The sequence below is a fragment of the Cyanobium sp. ATX 6A2 genome, from assembly GCF_024346355.1.
Lineage (GTDB): Bacteria > Cyanobacteriota > Cyanobacteriia > PCC-6307 > Cyanobiaceae > NIES-981.
Genome location: NZ_JAGQCU010000018.1, coordinates 30,377 through 52,682, shown reverse-complemented (window position 1 = coordinate 52,682; position 22,306 = coordinate 30,377). Strand labels below are relative to the sequence as shown.

General features: G+C 70.3%; 22 protein-coding genes. 11 read left to right on the top strand and 11 right to left on the bottom strand.

Going from position 1 to position 22,306, the window contains the following annotated elements; genetic code table 11:
* Positions 1–110 precede the first annotated feature (110 nt).
* The 4 genes from KBY96_RS13625 to KBY96_RS13610 all read left to right on the top strand — a co-directional run bounded on the left by KBY96_RS13625 (position 111) and on the right by KBY96_RS13610 (position 3,203).
* Entirely contained in the window at positions 111–1,151 is a 1,041-nt protein-coding gene (locus KBY96_RS13625; RefSeq protein WP_254980028.1) for a hypothetical protein, read from the top strand.
* Positions 1,152–1,221: 70 nt separating this feature from the next.
* Positions 1,222–1,539, top strand: coding sequence for a hypothetical protein (locus KBY96_RS13620; RefSeq protein ID WP_254980026.1), 318 nt, complete (start codon positions 1,222–1,224; stop codon positions 1,537–1,539).
* 113 nt (positions 1,540–1,652) lie between these two features.
* The gene (locus tag KBY96_RS13615) at positions 1,653–2,702 is read left to right on the top strand and encodes an SLBB domain-containing protein (RefSeq protein ID WP_254980025.1); all 1,050 of its coding nucleotides are present in this window, start codon (positions 1,653–1,655) and stop codon (positions 2,700–2,702) included.
* A gap of 9 nt (positions 2,703–2,711) precedes the next feature.
* Complete coding sequence (locus KBY96_RS13610; protein ID WP_254980024.1) at positions 2,712–3,203, top strand: dual specificity protein phosphatase family protein; 492 nt, start codon at positions 2,712–2,714, stop codon at positions 3,201–3,203.
* Here KBY96_RS13610 and KBY96_RS13605 read toward each other — a convergent pair.
* Positions 3,161–3,820 (bottom strand): hypothetical protein, encoded by a 660-nt coding sequence (locus tag KBY96_RS13605; RefSeq protein WP_254980023.1) that lies wholly within the window; start codon positions 3,818–3,820, stop codon positions 3,161–3,163. The two genes, KBY96_RS13610 and KBY96_RS13605, sit on opposite strands and share 43 nt — an antisense overlap.
* Positions 3,817–6,201: a polysaccharide biosynthesis tyrosine autokinase gene (locus KBY96_RS13600; RefSeq protein WP_254980022.1), complete on the bottom strand. Its 2,385-nt coding sequence runs from the start codon at positions 6,199–6,201 to the stop codon at positions 3,817–3,819. The genes KBY96_RS13605 and KBY96_RS13600 overlap by 4 nt, the downstream gene beginning before the upstream one ends.
* A gap of 132 nt (positions 6,202–6,333) precedes the next feature.
* Between KBY96_RS13600 and KBY96_RS13595 the strand changes: the two genes are divergently transcribed.
* From KBY96_RS13595 to KBY96_RS13585, 3 genes are read left to right on the top strand one after another with little or no spacing between them, the layout of a single operon-like run.
* A complete protein-coding gene (locus tag KBY96_RS13595; RefSeq protein WP_254980021.1) occupies positions 6,334–7,104 on the top strand; it encodes a DUF1631 domain-containing protein in 771 nt (256 codons plus the stop codon).
* Positions 7,101–8,006, top strand: a complete 906-nt coding sequence (locus KBY96_RS13590; protein ID WP_254980020.1) for an archaeosortase/exosortase family protein — start codon at positions 7,101–7,103, stop codon at positions 8,004–8,006. Before KBY96_RS13595 ends, KBY96_RS13590 begins: the two co-directional genes overlap by 4 nt.
* Positions 8,006–8,572, top strand: a complete 567-nt coding sequence (locus KBY96_RS13585; protein WP_254980019.1) for a hypothetical protein — start codon at positions 8,006–8,008, stop codon at positions 8,570–8,572. Before KBY96_RS13590 ends, KBY96_RS13585 begins: the two co-directional genes overlap by 1 nt.
* On the opposite strand, the gene KBY96_RS13580 is transcribed toward KBY96_RS13585, so the two are convergent.
* Positions 8,557–9,006 (bottom strand): hypothetical protein, encoded by a 450-nt coding sequence (locus KBY96_RS13580; protein WP_254980018.1) that lies wholly within the window; start codon positions 9,004–9,006, stop codon positions 8,557–8,559. The genes KBY96_RS13585 and KBY96_RS13580 overlap by 16 nt on opposite strands.
* Positions 9,007–9,219: 213 nt before the next feature.
* On the opposite strand from KBY96_RS13580, the gene KBY96_RS13575 reads away from it, so the two are divergent.
* Positions 9,220–9,486: a CopG family transcriptional regulator gene (locus tag KBY96_RS13575; protein WP_254980017.1), complete on the top strand. Its 267-nt coding sequence runs from the start codon at positions 9,220–9,222 to the stop codon at positions 9,484–9,486.
* A gap of 130 nt (positions 9,487–9,616) precedes the next feature.
* Here KBY96_RS13575 and KBY96_RS13570 read toward each other — a convergent pair whose 3' ends face one another.
* The 7 genes from KBY96_RS13570 to KBY96_RS13535 form a co-directional block, all read right to left on the bottom strand.
* On the bottom strand, positions 9,617–10,111 hold the full coding sequence (locus KBY96_RS13570; protein ID WP_254980016.1) for an N-acetyltransferase: 495 nt from the start codon (positions 10,109–10,111) through the stop codon (positions 9,617–9,619).
* The gene (locus KBY96_RS13565) at positions 10,104–10,376 is read right to left on the bottom strand and encodes a DUF1778 domain-containing protein (RefSeq protein WP_254980015.1); all 273 of its coding nucleotides are present in this window, start codon (positions 10,374–10,376) and stop codon (positions 10,104–10,106) included. Before KBY96_RS13565 ends, KBY96_RS13570 begins: the two co-directional genes overlap by 8 nt.
* Before the next feature lie 768 nt (positions 10,377–11,144).
* Positions 11,145–14,132, bottom strand: coding sequence for a DNA polymerase I (gene polA, locus KBY96_RS13555; RefSeq protein WP_254980014.1), 2,988 nt, complete (start codon positions 14,130–14,132; stop codon positions 11,145–11,147).
* 49 nt (positions 14,133–14,181) lie between these two features.
* On the bottom strand, positions 14,182–14,574 hold the full coding sequence (locus KBY96_RS13550; protein ID WP_254980013.1) for a HEPN domain-containing protein: 393 nt from the start codon (positions 14,572–14,574) through the stop codon (positions 14,182–14,184).
* Positions 14,571–14,909 (bottom strand): nucleotidyltransferase domain-containing protein, encoded by a 339-nt coding sequence (locus tag KBY96_RS13545; protein ID WP_396122328.1) that lies wholly within the window; start codon positions 14,907–14,909, stop codon positions 14,571–14,573. The genes KBY96_RS13550 and KBY96_RS13545 overlap by 4 nt, the downstream gene beginning before the upstream one ends.
* Before the next feature lie 216 nt (positions 14,910–15,125).
* Positions 15,126–16,616 (bottom strand): SGNH/GDSL hydrolase family protein, encoded by a 1,491-nt coding sequence (locus KBY96_RS13540; protein ID WP_254980011.1) that lies wholly within the window; start codon positions 16,614–16,616, stop codon positions 15,126–15,128.
* 62 nt (positions 16,617–16,678) lie between these two features.
* Entirely contained in the window at positions 16,679–18,790 is a 2,112-nt protein-coding gene (locus KBY96_RS13535; protein ID WP_254980010.1) for a mechanosensitive ion channel family protein, read from the bottom strand.
* 34 nt (positions 18,791–18,824) lie between these two features.
* Between KBY96_RS13535 and KBY96_RS13530 the strand changes: the two genes are divergently transcribed.
* Genes KBY96_RS13530 through KBY96_RS13520 form a run of 3 tightly spaced genes read left to right on the top strand, consistent with a single transcriptional unit; the run spans position 18,825 to position 20,898 of the window.
* Positions 18,825–19,415, top strand: coding sequence for a DUF1643 domain-containing protein (locus KBY96_RS13530; protein WP_254980009.1), 591 nt, complete (start codon positions 18,825–18,827; stop codon positions 19,413–19,415).
* Positions 19,373–19,618 (top strand): hypothetical protein, encoded by a 246-nt coding sequence (locus KBY96_RS13525; RefSeq protein ID WP_254980007.1) that lies wholly within the window; start codon positions 19,373–19,375, stop codon positions 19,616–19,618. Before KBY96_RS13530 ends, KBY96_RS13525 begins: the two co-directional genes overlap by 43 nt.
* Positions 19,615–20,898 carry a sodium:proton antiporter gene (locus tag KBY96_RS13520; protein WP_254980006.1) on the top strand — a complete coding sequence of 428 codons (1,284 nt, stop codon included), beginning with the start codon at positions 19,615–19,617 and terminating at the stop codon, positions 20,896–20,898. Before KBY96_RS13525 ends, KBY96_RS13520 begins: the two co-directional genes overlap by 4 nt.
* Here KBY96_RS13520 and gltX read toward each other — a convergent pair.
* Positions 20,830–22,299 carry a glutamate--tRNA ligase gene (gene gltX / locus KBY96_RS13515; protein ID WP_254980005.1) on the bottom strand — a complete coding sequence of 490 codons (1,470 nt, stop codon included), beginning with the start codon at positions 22,297–22,299 and terminating at the stop codon, positions 20,830–20,832. The two genes, KBY96_RS13520 and gltX, sit on opposite strands and share 69 nt — an antisense overlap.
* Between the last annotated feature and the right edge of the window lie 7 nt (positions 22,300–22,306).

The window sequence follows — 22,306 nt, the reverse complement described above, 5'->3', positions numbered from 1 at the left end:
GCGTGCGATGGGCGAACTTTACCCAGCCTTTTTGCGTTGGGTTCTGTTCTGCGTTGGCTTCTGGCATCCTCGGCACGACATGCAGGGCCCAGCGCCCGCGGGTTTCGACCGTGCCGAAGACCGTTTTTAAGCGTCGATCACTGGGGTTCCGATCACTTGGCTCAGCGTTCCTCGTTCTGCTCAGCTGCTGGCCCGGCGCCGCCGCTGCCCAGCTGCTGTGGGAGGCGGAGCCGGAACCCACTCCCCAGTCGCTGGCCGCTGACGCCGATGCTCCGGCGCCGTCCGTGGCGTCGGCCCTGGTGTGGGAAGCCGAACCCGATCCCCCGGCGCTGTGGGCGGAACAGCCCGATGCCGCCGCTTCCGGCGACTCCATCGCCCGCGGCGAGCTGCCCGACACCAGCCAGCCCCTCAGCCCCGAGGACGTGCAGGCCCTGCTCCTGGGCCTGCCCGAGCCCTATTCACCCCCCAACCTCAGCGGCGGCCTGCCCGCCGCCTATGTGGCCAACTGGGGCGACTTCTACATCACCGGCAGTGCCGGCACCCCCGGCAAACAGCGCGACAGCCAGCCCGATGGCTCGGTGGGCGCCGGCATCGGCTTCGGCAACGATCAGGAGTTGATCGCCGTGGAGCTCAACTGGGGTGTGGGCAGCATCAACAACTTCAACGCCAACGGGGCCTTCAACCTGTTCGCTTCGCGCATGCTGCTCAACGAGCCGCGCCTGCAGGTGCTGGTGGGTGGCGGTGTGTTCGACTTCTACACCTACGGCAACGAGAAGCCCCAGCCCGATCCCACTGGCTACGGGGTGCTCACGGTGGCCCTGCCCCTGCGCGAGCCCAACTTCGAGTTCAACCAGGTGCTGCAGCTGAGCGCGGGGGTGGGCGGCCGTGATTTCGCCGCCCTCGATGCCAACTTCCGCGGCGGCAGCACCAGCGCCTTCGGTGCCATCGGCGTGGAGCTGGCGCCGAATGTGGGCCTCTCCGCCGGCATCAGCGGCCGCGGCACCAACATCAACCTCTCCTACACCCCCTTCCGCGAGCTGCCGATCTCCATCAACGTGCTCGCCGCCGATGTGTTCGACCAGAGCCCCTTCGGCACCGTGGGTGTGCTCACCGTGAGCTGGGGTGACAACTTCCGCCGCGGATTGTTCTGAGCTGCGCCGCCGGTGCAGGCCGCGCTCACACCCGCTAATCTTTGATGAGCAAAATTTCGATGCCCGGTGGATGCCCGCCAGCCTGAGCGCCATGAAACTCCCCACCCTTCTGGCCCTGCCGCTGATCACCGGGCTGTCGGGCTTTCTGGTGACTGTTGCCGCCCCTGAAGGGGCCCTGGCCCAGGCTCGGTCGCCGTCCGCTGGTGGCAACCCCCCCACCGGGACCCCTCCGTTCTTTGGTGGCAACCCCGGCAAGGGCCCCAACCCTTCCCGCGGCAACGCCGGCCGCAACAGCGGTGTTACCACCACCACCAATTCGAACCTCGCCCCCACGGTGCGCTTCGCCCCCGCGGCCCCGGTGGGAGGCCCTCCCGGGTTGGGCCGATAATCTTTGGCCGATCTGGGGAGCTCCGTTCCGCTTTGATGCTGCAGCGTTTGTCGGTCCGGGTCCTTCGCACTGGTCTTGCCGCCTTGGTGGGCTCCTCGCTCACGCTTCCCGGGATGGTTCCAGCTGTTCGCGCTGAGCCGCTCGCCCCAACCCAGCAGGGACAGCTGGTGGAGTCGCCCCCGGCCCGCGCCCCGGTGCCCCAGGACGACGCCTACATCATCGGCCCGGGAGACGGCCTGGCCCTGCGCTTTCTCAGCCTCAGCACCGCCCAGGATCTCTCCGGCCCGCTGGAGGTGATCAGCGACGGCACCGCCACCGTGCCGCTGCTGGGCAGCGTGCGCCTCACCGGCCTCACCCTGTCCCAGGCCTCGCTCTGGCTGCAGTCGCTCTATGGCCGCGAGCTGCTGCGGCCCGAGCTCGACCTCACCCTGGTGCGGCCCCGGCCCCTGCGGGTGGCGCTGGTGGGCCAGGTGCAGCGGCCCGGCGCCTACACCCTCACCACCACGGAAACCTCCCAATCCCTGGCCGCCGTGCCGATCACCGGCCTACCCACCCTGGTGGACGCGATCCAGAAGGCGGGCGGGGTCACCAGTGAAGCCGACCTGCGCCAGGTGCTGCTGCGCCGCCGCCTGCCCGGCGAGGAGGTGCGCTACCGCCGCACCCGCGTGGATCTGCTCGCCCTGATCCAGGAGGGCGATCTGGTGCAGAACCCGATCCTCTTCGACGGCGACATCATCCAGCTGCCCAGGGCCGAGGAGCCGGTGGTGGAGCTCAGTGAGCTGGCCGTCACCACCATCGCGCCCACCCAGATCAGCGTGAATGTGGTGGGCGAAGTGGAGCGCCCGGGCCCCGTCACCCTGCGCCCCAACACCCCCCTGGTGCAGGCGGTGCTCGCCGCCGGCGGCACCCGCACCTGGCGCGCCAACAACGGCCGCGTGGAGCTGCTGCGCATCAACCGCAACGGCACCCTCACCCGCCAGGCCGTGCCCCTCAACCTCGGCGCGCCCGCTTCCCGCCAGCTCAACCCCCCCATGCAGGACGGCGACACGGTGGTGGTGTTCCGCAGCAGTTACGCCAAGCTCGCCGACGCCATCGACGCGGTGGGCAGCCCCCTCACCAGCCTGGCCAGCATCCTCACCCTCTACCGCCTGGCCAGCGACTGATCCGCGCCAATGGCTCCGCCCAAAGCCACCGGGCCCGCCAGGGGCCCCTTCCGGATCGACTGGGTGTTGCGCGACGAGCTGGCCGTGGGGCCGGCCCCTGCGGCCCCACACCATCTCGAGCAGCTCAGGGGTGAGGGGGTTCAAGCGCTGCTCAGCCTCTGCTCCCAGCAGGAGTGGCCCTGGCCTCACGACCTGGAGCGACGCTTTGCGTGCCGGCGTTGCGAACTCCCCGACCACCGCAGCGGCCGCCACCCCAGCCCTGGCGAGCTCGGAGAAGCCCTCGGCCAGCTGGCCAGCCTGCGCCGGCAGGGTCTGGTGGTGTACGCCCATTGCCTGGCCGGCGTGGAGCGCTCACCGCTGCTGTGCATGGCCTGGATGATGCGCGAGCGGGGCCTCAATCGCCTCCAGGCCCTCGACTATCTGATGCAGGTGCACCCCGGCACCAGTCCCCTGGCCGGTCAGCTCAACGCGCTCGATGCCTTCGCCGTCTCGTTGCGGTAGCGCCGGCGCAGCCGCCGGCGGGCGCTGGCCAGGGCTCCCATCGGCAGCAGCCCCAGCAGCGACAACGGGCCGGGAACCGGCACGATTGAGGCGCCGCTGCCGAAGCTGTCGGCGCCCACCAGTTGCCCGGGGGGTTGGCAGAACGAGCCACTCGGTTGCAGGCAGTAGCCGAACACCGTGTTGCTGCCGGTGTTCAGGTTGCCGGCGCCGAGGAGCCTGACCGAGGAGCCGTCGGGCGAACGTTCCACCGAGAAACGGGCCACCTGCCCGGTGGGTACAAAGAAGTTGAGCGTTTGGTAGGTTGTGTTGTTGAACGTGAATGTGCTGAAATTGATCTCCGTAAAGCTTGTGTTTGAGGCGACAAGCTGATTGGTTTCGTTGAAGATGCTGATGCTGATATTGGGCTGGGTTACCGTGGTGCCATCAAAGTTGAACGTGCCGTTGATGAACCCTGTCCAGTCTTTTCTGGACTGAAAATTGTCTGTAAAGCGGGCGTTGTTGAAGAAGTATTCGATCACCACCGCCTGGGCTGCGCTCGGCAGCACCAGAACGGCCAGCGCAAGTGCGGTGAGAGCCAGGCCAGCGGCGGCGTGGCGGCCTCGCACTGCCCTGCTCATCGGGCCAGCCAGCGGTTGAGCCGCTGCCACAGGTTGGGCTTGCCGGCGGCGGCCGGCGGCCGCTCGCTGTAGTAGCCGTAGGCCGCCGCCGGATCCAGCCCGCCGCTGCCGCCCTCCACCGCGCCGCCGTAGCCGTAGCCGTAGCGGTAGCCATCGCCGCCCGCCCCGTAGGGCCGCTCCTCCACCTCGTTGCGGCTGCGGGCATTGCTCACCACACCGAGCAGTGGCGCCCGGGAGCTCTCGATCCGCCGGATCGCTTCGGCGGGCAGCTGGCGATCCACCTTGCTCAGGCTCACCAGCAGCACGATGCCGTCGAGGTGCTCAGCCACCAGCGCCGCATCCGCCAGCCCCAGGGCCGGTGGGGTGTCGTAGAGCACCAGGTCGTAACGGCCGCTTGCGGCGATCTCCCTCACCAGCTCCCCCATCCGGGCCGAGCTCAGCAGCCGCGGTGCATCGGGTGGACGTCGCCCCGCCGTGAGCACCTCCCACCCCGGGTGATCCGGCACCGCCTGCACCAGCTGCTCCCAGTGGCTGTGTTCCGTGTTGAGCAGGTGACTCAGCCCCTCGAGGTTGTCGAGGCCGAGGCGGGTGTGCACCTGCGGCTTGCGCATGTCGGCGTCTACCAGCAGCACCCGCTGGCCCAGTTCGCTGAGCGTTTTCGCCAACAGCACCACCGCCAGGCTCTTGCCCTCATCGGGCACCGAGCTGGTGAGCGCCACCGACCTCAGCGGCCGGTCGCTGCCCAGGAAGCGCAGGCTGGTGTAGAGGTTGCGGAAGGCCTCCTGGTAGTAGAAGCGCTGGAATCCGGCCAGGCCGCTCTGCTGATCGTCCAGCTCCTTGAGCAGGAAACGGCTCTGCTGGCGCACGTTTTCAAAGAAGCCGATGTGGGGAATGTGACCCAACAGCGGCTGCTTGAGCTCTTCCCGCACCTCCCCCGGGCTGTGGAACACGTGGTCGAGCCGGTCGTGCAGCAGGGCTGCGCCCACCCCCGCCGCCAGGCCCAGTAGCAGCGCCTGCAGCAGACCGCGGTTCAGGGAGGGCTCCACCGGCGCGCTGCCCACCGCCGCCGGCGCGATCACCTTCCAGGGCACGTTGTTCTGGGCGATCTCCAGCTGGAACTGATCCCGGGTGTTCTGAAAATTCAGCAGATTGCCCTGAGCGATCTCCAGCTGTTGCTGCAGGTCTTCGTACTGGCGCAGCAGGGCCGGCTGGCCGCTGAAGCGCCCCTCCAGCGCCGCAATCTGCTGATCGCTGGCGTTGATCGCGCTGTCGAGCTGCAGCAGGGCCGCATCCACCGCCTCCAGTTCCTTGCGCTGCAGCACGGGGCGCAGCCGTTCCCGGGTGGCGAGCAGGGTGTCGAGCATCGGCGTGCCGGCCACATACTTGGCCTGGGCCTCGGCGATCTGCTGCTCCAGGCGGGTGTATTCCTCCAGCAGCGACTGGTCGGGCACATCCACGCGCACGCCGCTGCTCTGGCCCTCGGTAGCGGTTCTGTCACTGCCGGGCTGGCTGCTGAAACTGCGGGTCACCAACCGGCCCTGCTCCACCTGCTGGCGCACCTGGGCCAGGCGGTTGCGTTCAGCCTGCTGGGCCAGCCGCTGGGCCCGCAGCCCCTCCACTTCGCTGCGCACCGTCTGGGCGTCGACCCCGGGATCGAGCAGGTTGTTGGCACTGCGGAAGCGTTCCAGTTCCCCCTGCAGTGCGCTGCTGCGCTCGCGCAGCAATGGGGCCTGCTCGTCGAGGAACTCCACACCGTCGCGCAACTTCTCGCGCCGCTGCTGCAGCGCCCACGTCAGGTAGGCCTTCTCGGTGAGCTGAAGGGTGTCGCGCACCAGGTCGGGGTCGTTGCCCCGGGCCGTCACCGCCAGCACCCCTCCGGCCAGGATCGGACTGCGCTGCGAGGGATCGGCGGCCACCAGCGACACCTTCACAGCGGGCAGGGGGCGATCAGGATGCCGTTCGCTGAGCTGGCTGTACACCGGCTCCAGCACGGCGGGGCTCTCCAGCACCCGGATCAGGGTGGGCACATCCACCCGGCTCAGGTTGCGCGCCACCGACGAGATGCCCACGCCCTCCTCGCGGGCGGTCGCCCCGGCGCTGGCTTCATTCACCGGGTCGGAGATCAGCAGGGTGAAGCCTCCCTGATACACCGGGCTGAGCACTCGCCTGGAGATGGTGTGAAGGGTGCCGGCCAGGGCCACCGCCAGGGCCACGGCCACGAACGTGCCCCGCCGCCGGCGCAGCACCCGCAAGAGCCTCTCCAGCCGGAACGACTCGCCAGCCGGTTCGGCGGGCTGGGCCGGCGGCACGTAGTAGTAGGCCCCGGAGAGGGTTCCAGGGGTTGGGGAATTGATGCTGCCGCTGGTGCCGCTGCTGGCCATCGGTGGATTATGGGCCAGCTACACAGTTGTCGTTGTACCAAAGCTGACGTTTGGCTCCGGTGCCGTCCCGGGGGACAGAAGCGCGGCTGGCACGCCGGCCGCCCCTAATCTCGGCCCACGGCGCGTCGCCCCATGGACCTCTCTCCAGCCCGGGCCCGCCGCCTGGCCCGCCTCGCTGCCTACACGCTGCTGGTGATCTTCCTGGTCACCCTGGTGCCGGTGGCCCTTCCACTGCCCCTCGCCGATCCTTCGGCCCTGCTCACCCTGTTGGCGGAGTTGCTGGCCAATTCCTCCCTGCCCCTGGTGGCGCTGGTGCTGCTGCTGATCGGGCTGGCCGGCCCGCCGCTGCCGGCCCTCTGGGAACTGGGCCTGGCCCGCTGGCTGCCGCTGCTGCTGCGCGCCGTGGCCCTGCTCTATCTGCTCAGCGCCGTGGCGGTGATCAGCATTGCGGGTCGCATCGAGGCGACGGGCAGCCAGGGCCTGGAGGCCCAGGTGCAGGCGTCGGTGCAGCGGCTGGATCGCCTGCGCCAGAGCCTCGATGTCCCCACCGACGCCGGTGCGTTGCAGCGCCTGCTGGCCGTGGAGCCGGCCCTGCTCCAGGCCCTGCAGCAGCGGCTCGAAGCGGGAGATGACGCGGCAACGCTGGCCCAGCAGCGCAAGCTGGCGGCGGAGCTGATCGACCGCGGCCTCGCTAATCTGCGGGCCCAGGGGGTGCGGGAGCGGGCCGAGGCCAGCGGCACTTTGCGCCGGCAGGTACTGCGGCTCTCGCTGTCTGCCGTGGTGTATGCCCTCTTCCACGTCCTGGCCTCGCTGATCTGGCCCCTCTCCCTCGCCGACACGATGCTGCGGGTGCTGGAGTCACGCTCGGCCCCTGACCCAGCCGCTGACCCGCCTCCCCCATGAGCGGCTCCAGCATCCATTCGTCTGCGGCCTGGGCCCGCCTCACCCTGCTGATGGCGGTGGCCAGCGCCCAGCTCACCCTCGCGACCCGCGGTGGCCAGGGGGCCTTCGTGATCATGGCGGCCCTGCCCTGGCTGGGTGGCGCTGTGTTGCTGCTCGAACGGGAGCAGGAGCCCTCCGCCGCTCCGGCCGCGGATGCCGGTCCCCTGGCCACGGGCCTGGCCCTCGTGCTGTTGCTCTGGAGCCTGCTGGTGCTCAGCTTCGCCGCCCGGCTCTACGACCCGCTGCTGGCCTTCATCCCCCTGGCGGTGCTGCCGGCGCTGGCCCTGCTCAGTGGACTCGCTCCGCGGCAGCCGCTGGTGCGGGAGCTGGCGGCGATCGGCGCCCTGCTGCCCGCCCAGGTGCTGATCAACGTGCTCCTGCCCGTGGAGCCCCTGGCCCGGCTCACCGCCCAGATCTCGGCCCTGCTGCTGTGGATGCTCGGCCGTCCCGCCTTCGCCGAGGGCAACCGGATCGTGCTCCCCGATCAGATCCTGCTGGTGGATGCCAGCTGCACAGGCCGCACCACCCTGGCCTTCTGCCTGGCCACCGCCGCGCTGCTGCTGGTGCTGCTTCCCCTGCCGGCTTTGGTGTCGGCCCGCCGCCGCCGCCAGCGCAGCCTGTTGCTGGGGCTGTTCGCGGTCGGCGCGCTGCTGGGCGTGGTGCTGCTCAACGGCGTGCGCATCACCCTGCTCGCCTTCACCAGCCAGCAGACCCCTGCTGGTCTCCTGGACACCCTGGGCAGCTTCGCCTTCTGGCACGACGGCCATGGGGCCCAGCTGTTCTCCCTGCTGGCCAGCGCCATCGTCTGCGCGGGCTATGTGGGGGTGCAGGAAGCCCTGCGCCAGCAGCATCCCACGTCCTGATGGCACCCCTGATGCCGCGTCGCGTTCCCGCCCCGCTGCTCTGGGCTCTGGCCACCTGGGCGCTGGCGCTGTCCCTGCTGGCCCTGGTGCGCCAACCCGGCCGCGCCGATCTGCCGCCCCAGCTGCTGCTGGGCGGGCGGCTCTACCGCCCCGTGCCGGCCCCACCGCCTCCCGGCCCGTTGCCCGAGGGTCTGGTGCTCCGTGCCGCTGCCGACTACGTGTCCATCACCGGCACGAACGGGTCTGGGCATGCTCCAACGGGGCAGCCGCACCTGCGCCTGCGCCGGGTGGCCCTCACCCAGACCGGCCGCAGCGCCGTGATTCCCGTGGAGCGGCTGGGCACCCTGCTGGTGGCTGAGGGGGTGGCGGGGCAATGCGTGCAGCTCGATGCCGGCGGGCGGGTGCTCCGGGGCTGGCCCACCGCCGCCACCTGGCGCGTCGCCCGTGATGCCCGCTCGGCGCGCTGGTCTCACCGCCTCGCCTGGTTGGCCGGCCTGCGTCCCTACGGCGACAACAGCTGCCTGTGGATGAGCGCGCCCGGGGTTCCGCCTCAGGGCTCCCAGTAGCGCCTGCCGTCGCGGCGGCGGCCATCGCCCCGCCGGGCGGCCCGCCGGCTGAACTCGCTCACGCTGGGGTTGGCCCCCACCGGATCCACATGGGCCACCTGCTGCCAGAGATCCCGCGGCGCCCAGCGCACCGTGTGGCGGATGCGGTCGTGGCGGGTCACGTGGCACCAGCGCTTCTGGCCGCACTGCGGACACCACAGCTCCTCCAGCCATTCGTTGCTGAGCACCAGCACCGGATGGGCCTGGATCGCCAGCCTGGCCCGCTTGTCGCTCAGGCCCCGCTGCTTCAGCTCCTCGGGGGTGAGCAGGTGCAGGAAGAACTTGCGGCCGTTGCCCGTCAGGGCGCTTTCGGGGTGCGCCGGGCAGCGCAGCTCTCGCCGCTGGGGGCGGCGCCTGCGCCCGGCGAACTCGGGCGGAAGTCCTGAGCTGACCATCAGTGCTGAGTTTTACCCGCCCACGATCCTCCGAGGGAACCTGGTTTCTTGGTAGCACCTGATACTCGTTGCTGTCCTGCGGTGTCCAGGTCTGCTTCAACAACCACACCAGATGTGGTGTCTGCTGTCGCCCTGCGCTGGACAGTTCCGGGCAGGGTCTTCAGCTGCCGAACAGGCCCGCGTCCTAGGATGATGTGTGATGCATTGCATCAGATGCGCACCACGCTTTCCCTCGACGACGACGTGCTCAACGCCGCCCGCGTGCTGGCCCGGCAACAGCGCAGCAGCGTGGGCCAGGTGATCAGCGAGCTCGCCCGCCAGGGTCTGGCGGGCCGGCATGCCACCGAGCCTGTTGCAGCGTCCCGGTCCGGCCTGCCGGTGCTTCCGCGCCGGCCGGACGGCGTGCCCGTGGATCTCGAGCTGGTGAATCAGCTGCGCGACGAGACGATCGGACCGGTTCCCGGCCTCCTGAGCGGATGACCAGCGTCTGCTCCCTGCTCGATGCCGGCGCCATCACCGACACCTATCTCCTGGCCCTGGCACCGGGGCCGTTCCCGGCGGCGATGCGGTGCTGCGCCTGATCCCCACCTGAGCCGATGACCAGGAGCGTTCAGCACAGCCCCTTGCCGAGAGGAAGGTAGAGGCTCAGCGGCGTGTCGCGATAGGGCCGGAACCCATGGCGCCTGTAGAACGCCTGGGCCGCCTCGCCCTTGGCGTCCACGATCAGGGCATAGCCCCCCACCGAGCGCTGCGCGTCGCGGCAGCGCTGAACCGCCAGGCCCAGCAGCAGCGGTCCGATGCCCTGGCCCCGCCAGCGCTGATCGCGGGCCAGGCGTCCCATCCGGAAACAGGGCACTGGGTAGGGCGGCAGTGGCCTGGCATCGGCCGGCTGCAGGTCAGCCAGCGCCACCTCGGCCGGCGCCAGGGTGTAGAAGCCGGCGATCTCTGCAGGGGCGTCCGCCGGAACCAGCACGAAGGTCTGGCTCACCCCGCGGCGCATGTTCTGGTGGGCTTGCTGCTGCAGGAAGCGATCCAGCGCAGCCACACCAGAGGAGAAGGCTTTGCGGTTGTGTTGTGTGGGGTTGAGCTGCTGCTCCTCAAGCACGGCTCACGCGGGTGCGGACCTGCTCCATCGCTTCCCGCAGGGCGGGATTGGGGGCAAACGGCTCGGCAATGGCGGCTTGAAAGGCCGCGAAATCCCGCTGGGAGAGGGAGAGCAGCCGCTCGCGCTCGATGGCTTCGGCAGCGCGCTGCTTGGCGGCCAGGCGCACAAAGGCCGCCATGCTCACCCCCTCGATGGCCGCGGCTTGCGCAAACAGTCGCTTGTCTGCAGCGCTGAGCTTGAGATCCAGCCGCTCATCGACCGCCACCCGACCGCTCCCACACAATCCATCAACCATACGGGGAAAAGCCGTATCTAGGAAGCTCCCTACTTCGCCGCCATCCAGTTGGGGCCCGCGCCCATCGCAGCCACCTGCAGCAGCAGCCGGGCCGGCAGGACAACGTTGCGGCCGGTGCCCGTGAGGGTGCTGCCGGTGTGTAACGGGCAGTGTCTCCGATATCGAACCCTGGCTGGGGTTCTTGTGGCTCTCGATACCAAATTGCCCCAAACAAATTGCCCCAAAACGGGGTCGCTTTTGGTGGGTGCGGTTCGAGCCCTCGCACCACCCTCGCTCTCGACGACGACGTGCTCAACGCCGCCCGCGTGCTGGCCCGTCAACAGCGCAGCAGTGTGGGCCAGGTGATCGCCTGTGAATCAGGTGACGGGCCGGGAAGGCGTGTTATGGAGACTGCACCCTGCCGCTATCGTGATAGCAATAGCCTGCAGCGCTGAAAACCTTTGGGCAGGTCCACGGCCCTGCTGCTGGTGCGCAATCTGGATCTGGGCCTGACAAAGGGGCTGGGCAGCCGATCCGTTTGCCTTTTGACGCCGGGTACGGCGATCCGGAGGTGCACCCCCAGCCCGAGAGCTACCGCGGCTGCGTGAACACGCTCGGCATCCGCAGCTTCTGTTATGGGGACGACCTGATCGACCTGGCCCACCATCGCCTGGTTTCGCCAGGCCATCACAGGCGTCGATTGATCAGTCCACGGCTGGAGCTGGTTGATGACGCGATCTGGTCTGCGTTGATCTCCCCCTACTTCGCCGCCATCCAGTTGGGCCCGGCGCCCATCTCCGCCACCAGGGGCACGTCGAGCTGCACCGCCCCCTCCATCGCCTCTTTCACCACCGCCTGCACCGCCTCCAGGGCCTCGGGAGCCACCTCCAGCACCAGTTCGTCGTGCACCTGCAGCAGCAGCCGGGCCGGCAGGTCACCGGCCGCGAGCCGGTGGTGCAGGCGCACCATGGCCAGCTTGATGATGTCGGCACTCGAGCCCTGGATCGGGGCGTTGGCGGCCGCCCGCAGTTGCTGGGCCTCCAGGCCGCCGCGGCGGGCCACCTCCAGGTTGATCTCCAGCGGGTCATTGCCCAGCAGCCGCCCCAGGCCGCCCGGATCGAAGGCGAACGGTCGCCGCCGGCCCAGGATCGTTTCCACATAGCCCCGGCTCAGGGCCAGCCGCTCCTGCAGCTCCAGGAAGGCGAACACCCTCGGGTAGCGCTGCTTGTAGCGGGCCAGAAACTCCTTGGCCTCGGCCTGGCTCACGCCCGTTTCCCTTGCGAAGCGCTGCTGGCCCATGCCGTAGATCACGCCGAAGTTGATCGTTTTGCCCAGCCGTCGCTCGCCTGTGCTCACCGCCTCGCCCTCGCCCTTCTCCAGCAGCAGCCGGGCGGTGAGGGCGTGCACGTCATCGCCGGCGCGGTAGGCCTCGATCAGCACCTCCTCGCCGCTGAGGTGGGCCAGGATGCGCAGCTCGATCTGGGAGTAGTCGGCGCTCAGCAGGGTCCAGCCCTCGGCCGGCAGGAAGGCCTTGCGGATGCGCCGGCTGAACTCCGTGCGCACCGGGATGTTCTGCAGGTTGGGATTGCTGCTCGACAGCCGCCCGGTGGCGGTGACGGCCTGGTTGAAATCGGTGTGCACCCGGCCGGTTTCCGGCTCCACCAGGGCCGGCAGGGCATCCACGTAGGTGCTCTTGAGCTTGCTGAGGGTGCGGTGCTCCAGCACCAGCGGCACCACCGGGTGGTCGTCCTCCAGCTTCTCCAGCACCGCCGCGTCGGTGCTCCAGCCCGTTTTGGTGCGGCGCGATTTTTTGCGCTCCAGCCCCAGGGTGTCGAACAGCAGCTCGCCCAGCTGCTTGGGCGACGCCAGGTTGAAGTCCACCCCGGCGGCCGCCTTCGCCTCGGCCTCCAGCCGCTCCAGGGTGGCGCCCAGCTCGGTGCTCAGCTCGGCCAGATAGGCGGTGTCGACGCGGATGCCGGTGGCCTCCATCAGCGCCAGCACCGGCTCCAGGGGCAGCTCCACCTGCTCCAGCACCTCCAGCAGCCGCGGCCCCAACGCCGCCAGCTGGCCGCGCAGCAGCGGCGTCAGCCGTCGGGTGAGGTGCACGTCCATGGAGCAATACCGCGCCGCCGCCGCGATCGGCACCGCCGAGAAGTTGCTCCCCTTGGGCACCAGTTCCGTGTAGCTGGTGGGGGTGAAGCCGAAGTTGCGCGCCGCCAGCACGTCCAGGCCGTGGCGGGCGTTGGCGTCGCGCAGGTAGTCGGCCAGCAGCGTGTCCATCACCACCCCGCCCAGCTCCAGGCCGTGGCGCAGCAGGATCAGCCGGTCGTACTTGGCGTTCTGCAGCGTCTTGGGGTGCGCCGCGCTCGCCAGCCAGGGGGCCAGGGCGGTGAGCACCTGATCGAGGGGTAGCTGGGCGGGGGGTTCCTGGTGGCCGATCGGGATGTAGGCCAGGTCGGCCGGACCCTCGCCCCAGGCCAGGCCGATGCCCACCAGCTCCGCCTTGAAGGGGTTGAGGGCGGTTGTTTCGGTGTCGAGCGCCACGGGGCCGGCCGAATCGGTGGCGGCCAGCAGCCGCGCCACCAGGGCGGCGAGGGCCTCGGGGGTGGTGATCAGCTGGGGCTCCAGCTCGGGAGCGGCCGGGGCGGTCGGGGCGGCTGGGGCGGCTGGGGCGGGCGCTTCGTCGCCGGCGTCGCCGTCTGAGCTCTCTGCGTCGCGACTGCCTGCGGTGGCTGTGACGGCCGGGTCCTCCCTGGGCTCCGGCGGCACGGCCGAGAACAGCTCGGCGAAGCGGCCCACCTGCCGCGCCAGCGACTTCAGCTCCAGCTCCTCCAGGCTCTGCTGCAGCGCCTCGCTGTTCACGGCCCCCAGCTGCAGCCGCGGCTGCTCGGGCAGGGGGATGTCCACCAGGATCTCGGCGAGCATGCGCGAGCGGTAGGCGCTCTCGCGATCGGCCGTCAACTTGCCGATCAGGGCACCCTTGAGCACGCCCTTGGGGTCTTTGGCCTTGGGCCCCGCCTGCTCCAGCTGCTCCAGGGCCGCGTAGATGCCGTCCACGTGGGTGTAGGCGGCGAGCAGGTTCACGGCCGTCTTCGGGCCCACGCCCTTCACGCCGGGGATGTTGTCGCTGCTGTCGCCGGTGAGGGCCTTGAGGTCCACCACCTCCTCGGGCGTCACGCCCAGCTTGGCGATCACCCCCTCGCGGCGGATCTCGGTGGGGCCGCTGTTCTTGGCATAGGGCCCGCCGCCCATGTAGAGCACGGCGATGTCGCGCCCGTCGTCCACCAGCTGGAACAGGTCGCGGTCGCCGGAGAGGATGCGCACCCGCCAGCCCTCGTTCGCCGCCCGGTTGGCCAGGGTGCCGAGCACGTCGTCGGCCTCGTAGCCCGGGGCCATGGCCAGGGGGATGTCGAGGTGCTCGCGCAGGATCCGCTGCAGGTTCTCCACGTCGGCGAAGAAGGCCTCGGGGGCCTCATCGCGGTGGGCCTTGTAGGCCCCGTCGGCCTCGTGGCGGAAGGTGGGCTGGTCGGTGTCGAAGGCCACCACCAGCCCCTGGGGGCGCAGGCCCCTGCAGTTGTCGAGCAGGGCCTTGAGGAAGCCGTAGGTCACCGAGGTGGGCACGCCCTCCTTGGTGCTGAGGCCGCCCTCGCCGCCCTTGGCGAAGGCGTAGAAGCTGCGGAACGCCAGGGAGTGGCCGTCGATCAGCAGCAGCAGGGGTTTGTCGCCATTGCCCTCAGCCGCGCTCACAGGTGGTTTCGCCGATCGAGGGCCCAGCCTGGCAGAGCTGGGGGCGAGCTCAGCTCCTGAGCTCAGCCGTGGCGATCCGCAGCACGGCCTCCGCTGTGGACAGGGCTGCTGCGCTGTCATTGGCATCGAACAGATCGGCCGGTGCCTCATCACCCTGGGGATAGAGGCTGTCGCTGTTCATGCGGGTGAGGGGTTTGAGGCGCAGCACGGTCAGAGCCTGGGTGTTGAGCCCCTGGGTTTGCAGCAACTCCACGAAGCGCTCCAGCGAGTGGCTGTAGGGCGGGGTGATGCCGGCCGCCACCAGCAGCGCCTCGAGGGCCTTTTCAGCCGCCTGACCCGCCAGGTAGCAGGCCTGGACATGGAACGCCTCAGCCGCCATGCAGCGGGCGGCGTCCAGATCACTTTGGGCCTGGCGAAGCCAGGCCTCAGCCCGGGGGGTCATGGTCGATCGAGGCGCAGGGCATCGTGGCCGATGGCGCGCCAGTAGGGATCGTCGCTCGCTTTGAGGCGTTGCCAGCGCTCGCTGGTGAGGGCCAGCACGTCGTCGCCGAGGCGGGCGGCAAGGAGATCGTTGGCCATGGCCTGGGCCGCGGACTGGCTAGGGGCGATCGCCAGCAGGTCGACATCGGAATAGGCGTCCCAGTCGCCGCGGGCCAGGGAGCCGAACAGCCACACTTCGGCCCCGGGGTGGTTGGCCACGACCTGCTGGGCCCCTTGGCGCAAGGTCGCCAGGCGGGCGCTGCGGCGTTGATCCCTTAACGCGGCAAGATCAGTCACGATATCATGATATCAAGGCTCGTCTGTGCGGAAAACAAGAGTCATTTGTTTAGGAAATAAAAAAAGTTGTCTGTTCGGAAATAAAAGTCGTCTGGTCGGGGATATAAGTTGCTGTTCGGGAATCAAGAGTCATTTGTTTGGGAATTAAACAAGGTCGTCTGTCGAGTATTCAAGGGCATCTCTCCAGAACACGAATCTTCGATTGCTCCATCTCGATCATGCAATCCAGTCGGGCGAGAAGCGATCCACCCCCAGCAGCTGCACCCGCAGGTCGGCCGTGCGGTTGCCGCTCAGATCGCCGCTCAGCAGCCCGCCGCTGAAGCGAAGCTCGCCGCGCCGGCCGGAGAAGCCATCGCTGCCGATGAACCGCCAGCCCTTGTTGGCGAAGGGATTGCCGCGATCCAGCAGGGCCGTGATCGCCAGCCGGTCGCCCTGCTGGCCGTTGAAGTCGGTGATCACATCCAGGGGCCGGCCGCGCAGATCCCCGGCCTGCCACCCAAAGGCGTCGGCGCCGGGGCCGCCGCCCATGCGGTCGCTGCCCGGTCCGCCGATCAGCACGTCGTTCCCCGCCCGGCCCACCAGGCGGTCGTCGCCGCCGCCGCCGATCAGCAGGTCGTTGGCCTTGCTGCCCTTCAGCCGGTCGTCGCCGTCGCCCCCCTCGCGCCGGCGGGTGAGGGCGGCGGCGGTGAAGCGGGAGCGGTTGCGCTCCAGGGTGAGCTCCAGCGAGCGGGCCAGCATGGCGTTGCCGCTCTCGCTGAAGTGCACGTTGTCGAAGTGCAGAAAGCGGGCGATCTGTCGCCTGGAGAGATCGGCGAAGCCCTTGCGGCTCTGCGCCGACCGCCGTGCGTCGCCGATGCCGAAGTCGGAGAAGTCGCCCAGGCGCCGGCCGAACTGATCCCAGGAGCTCTCGAACTCGTTGCGGAAGCCCACGATCGCGGCGTAGGGGTAGCGCGCGCGCAGGGTCTCCAGCCCGCGATCGAAGGCGTCGAGCAGGGCGCTGCTGCCATTGCCGCGGAAGTAGTCGGCCCAGGCGCGGGTGTTGCGGCTGGCGTCGGGACGGGCGGCGCGCTTGAGCAGCTCGGTGATGTAAGGGAGCTGGTACGCCACCCCGTTCACCTGGCCCTGAAAGGGCACCAGGGCGGAGGCCACGATCTGGCGCGTCTCCCCGGAGCGCAGCAGCACCTCCACGTTGGCGAGCATGCGCCCCACCGTCTGGCGCACCACCTTCTGGGGATCACGCTCCTGCCGCACCCCCAGCAGCAAGTCGTTGCCGCCGCCCCACACCAGCGCCAGATCACCCGAGCTGGGGCGGATCCCCTGCCCCAGGGCCGCCTCGATCTGGCCCTGCAGGCCGCGGCCCCGCAGCCCGGCGATCGCCGCCAGCCGCTCGCGCAGATCGCCGAACTCCGCCAGGTGCTCCCGCCCACTGGTGGCGCCGCTCACGGCGAAGGAGGGGTCGCTGGCGGAGCCGGCGCCCGGGGGCGCGATGAAGCGGTTGGCGATGCGGAACTCGCCGCTGCCCGGATCGCGGGGCAGGGGCAGATTCAGCCGCCGCCGCAGCAGCACCTGCCAGTTGTTGGGCGTGTTGTGGGCGGTCACACCGCTGTAGCGGCCCCGCGGCGAGCTCTCCTGGCGCAGGGCCGCCGCCAGGCTGCCGTAGTCGCTGGCGCTGTCGCCGAACACGTACAGCTGGCTGAAACGGGCCATCGGGGGTGATGCGGAGACCGGGTGCCGCCGGGGGACGGCTGACCGCCCATTCCACAGTGGCCTCAGGGGCTTGTCGAGGGCCTCAGCGTGGCGGGCTGCGCCTTCTCGAGCACCACTTCCTGGCGCGGGGTGCCCAGGCTGATGCCCTCGCGATCGAAGGCCTCCTTCACGCGCAGGCGGAATTCCCGCCCCACCGGCCACTGGGCCAGGGGCAGGGTCTGGATCCACACCCGGATCAGGCAGCCCGATTGCCGCAGCTCATCCACCCCCAGCACTTCGGGTGTGCCGATCACATACCGGGCCCAGTCGGGGTCGACGCGCATCTCCTCGGCCACCCGCCGGAGCAGCTCCAGCACCGCGCGCAGGTCTTCGCCGGCGGCCACCTCGATCGTGAAGTTCACCCGCGACCAGTCTTTGGTGAGGTTCTCCACGGCCCGGATCCCGCCGTTGGGCAGGCTGGTGAGCTGGCCGTCGATCCCGCGCAGCTGGGTGTTGAACAGATTCATGTTCTCCACGAAGCCGCTGTGGGGCTGGATCGTCACCACATCGCCGATGGCGAAGCGGTCGGTGTTGATGATCAGCAGGCCCTGCATGAAGTCATCCAGCAGGTTGCGCAGCAGCAGACCCGCCCCCACGGCCAGCACGCCGGCACCGGTGAGGATGTTGCGATTGACCCCCACGATCAGCAGGGTCAGCACGATGCCGACCATGACGCAGACCATCGTGGCCGCGTTCCTGAGCATCTTGGTGTAGGTCACGGCCCGCAGCGCATAGCGCCGGGAACTGGGATTGCGGATGATCGATTCGATCGTCCAGCTGTTCACGCTGTGGTCGATCACCAGCAGCAGCAGCCAGCGCACCACGATCAGCCCCAGCCACATCAGCGGCACACTCACCGATTTCTGCATCAGCACGAGGGAGGCGATGCGGCTGGCAGGGAAGAAGATGGCGATCGCTCCGATGCCGCCCGCCAGCAGGCTCAGCTGCAGGAGAGTGGTGATCAGCAGCGCCATCTCCAGCAGGTTGCGGAACTGGTTGCGCCAGCCCTGCCGCTGCAGCGTGGGGATCGACAGGGTTTCGATCAGGCGGCCGGTGCCCGCGAGCAGCAGCTGGGGTTGGCGTCCGGCGCGGCGGCCGAGGCGCTCCAGCCATCTGAAGGCGCGCTGGCGGGGCGGCGCTGAAACCGGCTCCTCGAGATCGCCGGAGTCGCCGCGGTCATCTCCCCACTCCGGGGTGCCGGGTGGTGCCTCCTGCGACTCGAGGTTGCCGCTGAAGGCCGCCATCACCTCCCGCGTGGCCGAGTCGCGCAGGGCCTGGGTGTTGTCATGCAGGTGCTGCAGGGCCCGGCGCAGCATCCTGCGGATCCATGACAGCAGCAGCAGCAGCAGCAGCACGCCGCCCGCCACCTTCCCCGCCAGCAGCAGCCGGCCGGTGGGATGGCGGCGGTTGTACTCCAGGCCCCAGAGCGATTCGCTGATCACCTTCTGGAGCGTGCTCTTCCAGCGCTCCGCCAGCTCCATCGTGGTGATGCCGGCCCTGGCCGCATCGGGTTCGGTCACCGTGAGCAGGGTCCCCGACGCCAGGCCCTGGTCGGGCTCGGCGGGCATGAACACCACCGGCACGTTGTTGCGGAACCCCACCGCCACAGTGGGGGTGAGCGGGTGGAGGGCCTGACGGCCGAACACGCTCCAGAGGGCCGACTCCGCCTCATTCGGTACCGCCGCGCTCTCCGGTGTCAGCGCCCCTGCCACCCAGGCCTGGCGCAGCTGGGCAATCACGCCCTCCACACTCCGCTCCACCGTTTCGGCCCGGTTCTTCACCGCCCGGGCGGCGGCTCGTGCCGACAGCGTGTCGCCCGGATCGATCGCCAGGGTGATCGGGGGTCTCAGCAGGTCGTGCGGGAACAGCACGTCAACGCACCAGAAGCGGCCGCAGGAATAGGCCTGATGGCGATCCAGCCAGCGTTCTTCAGCCGCGTCGGCCTCGCCGCCGCTGCCGCCGCCGCCGCCGGGCAACTGCACGAAGGCCAGGGCCGGCCGCCCCGGAAGCAGACTCAGGATCAGCCCCAGCAGCAGCGCCAGCTGCCAGCTGCGCAGGCGCCGGTTCCGGCGCCACCGTTGCCTCTGCCCACTCGGATCCCGGCCCATGTCCCGTCCTGCCGTCAGTGGCCCCATCGCTGCGGCAGGGTTTCAGGCTAAGGGGGGTGCCATGGTGCGCCGCGCCCGCTTCAGTGCCTGCGGCCGCTACCGCTGGTGGTTGCAGCGCCGCTGGGATCCCGGCGCGCCGCCGCTGCTGTTCATCGGCCTCAACCCCTCCCGCGCCGACGCGGAGCGCGACGACCCCACCCTGCGGCGCCTGATCGGCTTCGCCCGCGGCTGGGGCTACGGCGCGCTGGAGGTGCTCAACCTCTTCGCCGCCGTGAGCCCCTCGCCGGCGGCCCTGCGGCGCCTGGCCGATCCGGTGGGCGCCGAGGCCGACCCCTGGATCCGGCGGCGCCTGGCGGCCTGCCCCACCGCGCCGCTGTGGCTGGGCTGGGGCGCCCTCGGCGGCTGGTGCGGCCGCGAGGCGGCAGTGCTGTCGCTGCTGCGGGGCCGGCGGCTGCTGGCCCTGGGCAGCACCCGCGGCGGCCAGCCCCGCCATCCCCTCTACCTGCCCGCCAGCGCCGGCCTGGAGCCCTGGCCCGGCGGCGAATGGCACGATGACTCCTGCCTGGGGCATCCTGAGGGGGTGTTCGCCCGCTGCTCCGCCGCGTCTCCATGTCCCCCCACCCACGGCGCTATGCCGTTCATCTGCACATGAGCGGCGGCCAGACGGAAACGGTGATGTTCGCCAGCCTGCAGGCCTTCCAGCAGTGGTATGGCGACGTGCTCACCGCCTCCAGCCCCGACACGTTCGTGAACGTGCCGATGGGTGAGCTGGAGGGGGAATACCTGGTGGTGCGGCCCAGTGCCGTGGTGGGCATCCGGGTGGAACCCCGGTTCAATCCCCTCGATGATGAATGACGCCTGAGCGGCTGGGGCTGCTCTGGGGCGTCACCGTGTTCTCCGGCGCCGTGGCCCAGGCGCTGGCCTGGGCCACCGGCCTGCCCGGGGTGGTGCTGCTGCTCAGCTCCGGGCTGCTGATCGGCCGCGCCGGCCTGGGGCTGGTGGAACCCCTGGATCTGGGGCCCGGCCTGGGCACGATCGTGGGTCTGCTGGTGAGCCTGGTGCTGTTTGAGGGCGGCCTCAACCTGCGCCTGCCCGCCGATGGCACCCGCCAGGCGGTGCTGCGCATCTGTGCCGTGCGCCTGGTGCTGGCCCTGCTGGGCGGGCTGCTGCTGGCCCACGGCCTGGCCGGCCTGAACTGGCCCCTGGCGGCGGTGTTCAGCGCCATCGTGCTGGCCACCGGCCCCACGGTGGTGAATCCGCTCGTGCGCCAGATCGGCCTGGCGGCGCCCCTGGGGGAGGTGCTGGAGGGGGAGGGGCTGGTGCTGGAGCCGATCGGCGCCGTGCTGGCCCTGCTGCTCCTGGAGCTGCTGCTCGGCACCCTGCACGGCTGGCGGGAGCTGGCCACCGGGCTGCTGCAGCGGCTCGGCGGCGGCGTGCTGATCGGTGCCGCCTGCGGCTGGCTGCTGGCCGAGCTGCTGCGCCGCATCCCCGCCTCGGCCGGCAACGGCGCCCTGCGCCTGCAGCTCAGCCTCGGCATCCTGTTTCTGATGTTCACCGGCTGCGAGCAGGTGCTGCCGGAATCGGGCCTGCCCGCTGCCGTGGCCGCCGGCGTGGTGGTGGGTCGCCGCCCCGACACCGACGCCAAGGAGCTCGATGAGCTGATCCGCCAGCTGGCCCAGCTGGCGATCACGATGCTGTTTCCCCTGCTCGCCGCCGACGTCACCTTCGCCCAGCTCAGCCCCCTGGGCTGGGGCGGCGTGGCCTGCGTGCTGGCGTTGATGCTGGTGCTGCGGCCCCTGGCCATCGGCCTGGCCACCTGGGGGATGGGCTTCAGCCTCGCCCAGCGGGCCCTGCTCAGCTGGCTGGCGCCGCGGGGCATCGTCACGGCCGCGGTGGCCAGCCTGTTCGCCATCCGCCTGGAGCAGGCGGGGGTGGTGGGGGCCGGGCGACTGCAGGGGCTGGTGTTCCTCACCATCCTGCTCACCGTGGGCCTGCAGGGCCTAAGTGCCGGCCCCCTGGCCCGCCGCCTGGGGCTCACTGAGGCAGATGGCTCAGAGGCAGGGGGCTCAGAGGCAGCGGGCGATGCGGGGGAGGTCGTCGCCGCTGCGGTGCAGCAGCAGCCAGGTGGTGAGTAGGTCGGGCCCCTGCAGGCTGCCCAGCAGGGCGGCGCGCAGGCTCTTCATGATCACCCCCTTCTTCACGCCGGCGGCCGCGGCGGCTTCGCTGAGCAGGGCCTGGGCCTGATCGGCGCCGAGGTCGGAGGCTGTCAGGGGCTCGAGGGCCTCGGCCAGGGCCGCCAGGGCCGCCCGGGCCCCCGCCACCTCCAGCTGGGCGCGGGCGGCGTCGTTGAGCTCCGGGGTGGTGAAGAACGGTTCGGCCTGCTCCACCCCATCGGCCAGCAGGGTGAGGGAGGGGCCCAGCAGTTCGCTGAGCTGGCACTGCCAGGCGGGATCGGCCTGCACGGGGTTGGCCGCGCCGGCCTGGCCCCAGCCGCGCTCGGCCCACAGGGGTGCCAGCTGCTGCCGCAGGCTCTCGGCGCCCTGCTCGCGCAGCACCTGGCCGTTGAGCCAGTTGAGCTTGTCCCAGTCGAAACGGGCGCCGGCCCGGTTCACCCGCTCGAAGCCGAACACTGCGGCCGCCTGCTGGAGGCTGAAGCGCTCGCCCATCCCCTCCGGCGGCGACCAGCCCAGCAGGGTCATGTAGTTGGCCAGGGCGGTGGCGCTGTAGCCCATGGCCCGGAAGTCGCTGATCGAGGTCACCCCGTCGCGCTTGGAGAGCTTCTTGCCCTCCTGGTTGAGGATCAGCGGCGTGTGGGCGAACGCCGGCGCCGGCTGGCCCAGGGCCTCGTAGAGCAGCAGCTGCTTGGCGGTGTTGGCGATGTGGTCCTCGCCGCGGATCACGTGGCTGATGGCCATGGCGGCGTCGTCCACCACCACCACCAGGTTGTAGAGGGGATCGCCGATCCGGTGTGCCGGGGCGCGGCGGGCAATCACCATGTCGCCGCCCAGATCGCGGCCGCTCCAGCGCATCTCCCCGCGCACCAGATCCGTCCAGGTGATCGTGCGGTCGTCGTCGATGCGGAAGCGCACCACCGGCTCACGGCCCTCGGCGATGTAGGCCTGCTCCTGCTCGGGGCTGAGATCGCGGTGGCGGTTGTCGTAGCGGGGGGCCTGCTTGGCGGCGGCCTGCTGCTCGCGCATGGCCGTGAGCTCCTCCTCGCTGGCGTAGCAGCGGTAGGCCTGGCCGGCATCGAGCAGCTGCTGGATGGCGGCGCGGTGCTGCTCCAGCCGCTGGCTCTGGATCACCGGCTCCTCGTCCCAGTCGAGCCCCAGCCAGCGCAGGCCGTCGAGGATGTTGGCGGTGTATTCCGGCTTGCTGCGCTCCCGGTCGGTGTCCTCGATGCGCAGCAGAAAGCGGCCGCCGCTGTGGCGGGCGAACAGCCAGTTGAACACCGCCGTGCGCGCCGTGCCGATGTGCAGGGTGCCGGTGGGGCTGGGGGCCAGGCGAACGCGAACGGAACGCGCCTCAGCTGTCACAGCCGGC

What these genes read in the sequence shown, in the direction of transcription:
- KBY96_RS13620 (WP_254980026.1), top strand. Translation starts at nt 1,222, where the DNA reads ATGCCCGCCAGCCTGAGCGCCATGAAACTCCCCACCCTTCTGGCCCTG.
- KBY96_RS13615 (WP_254980025.1), top strand. Translation starts at nt 1,653, where the DNA reads ATGGTTCCAGCTGTTCGCGCTGAGCCGCTCGCCCCAACCCAGCAGGGA.
- KBY96_RS13610 (WP_254980024.1), top strand. Translation starts at nt 2,712, where the DNA reads ATGGCTCCGCCCAAAGCCACCGGGCCCGCCAGGGGCCCCTTCCGGATC.
- KBY96_RS13605 (WP_254980023.1), bottom strand. Translation starts at nt 3,820, where the DNA reads ATGAGCAGGGCAGTGCGAGGCCGCCACGCCGCCGCTGGCCTGGCTCTC.
- KBY96_RS13600 (WP_254980022.1), bottom strand. Translation starts at nt 6,201, where the DNA reads ATGGCCAGCAGCGGCACCAGCGGCAGCATCAATTCCCCAACCCCTGGA.
- KBY96_RS13595 (WP_254980021.1), top strand. Translation starts at nt 6,334, where the DNA reads ATGGACCTCTCTCCAGCCCGGGCCCGCCGCCTGGCCCGCCTCGCTGCC.
- KBY96_RS13590 (WP_254980020.1), top strand. Translation starts at nt 7,101, where the DNA reads ATGAGCGGCTCCAGCATCCATTCGTCTGCGGCCTGGGCCCGCCTCACC.
- KBY96_RS13585 (WP_254980019.1), top strand. Translation starts at nt 8,006, where the DNA reads ATGGCACCCCTGATGCCGCGTCGCGTTCCCGCCCCGCTGCTCTGGGCT.
- KBY96_RS13580 (WP_254980018.1), bottom strand. Translation starts at nt 9,006, where the DNA reads ATGGTCAGCTCAGGACTTCCGCCCGAGTTCGCCGGGCGCAGGCGCCGC.
- KBY96_RS13575 (WP_254980017.1), top strand. Translation starts at nt 9,220, where the DNA reads ATGCGCACCACGCTTTCCCTCGACGACGACGTGCTCAACGCCGCCCGC.
- KBY96_RS13550 (WP_254980013.1), bottom strand. Translation starts at nt 14,574, where the DNA reads ATGACCCCCCGGGCTGAGGCCTGGCTTCGCCAGGCCCAAAGTGATCTG.
- KBY96_RS13540 (WP_254980011.1), bottom strand. Translation starts at nt 16,616, where the DNA reads ATGGCCCGTTTCAGCCAGCTGTACGTGTTCGGCGACAGCGCCAGCGAC.
- KBY96_RS13535 (WP_254980010.1), bottom strand. Translation starts at nt 18,790, where the DNA reads ATGGGGCCACTGACGGCAGGACGGGACATGGGCCGGGATCCGAGTGGG.
- KBY96_RS13530 (WP_254980009.1), top strand. Translation starts at nt 18,825, where the DNA reads ATGGTGCGCCGCGCCCGCTTCAGTGCCTGCGGCCGCTACCGCTGGTGG.
- KBY96_RS13525 (WP_254980007.1), top strand. Translation starts at nt 19,373, where the DNA reads ATGTCCCCCCACCCACGGCGCTATGCCGTTCATCTGCACATGAGCGGC.
- KBY96_RS13520 (WP_254980006.1), top strand. Translation starts at nt 19,615, where the DNA reads ATGACGCCTGAGCGGCTGGGGCTGCTCTGGGGCGTCACCGTGTTCTCC.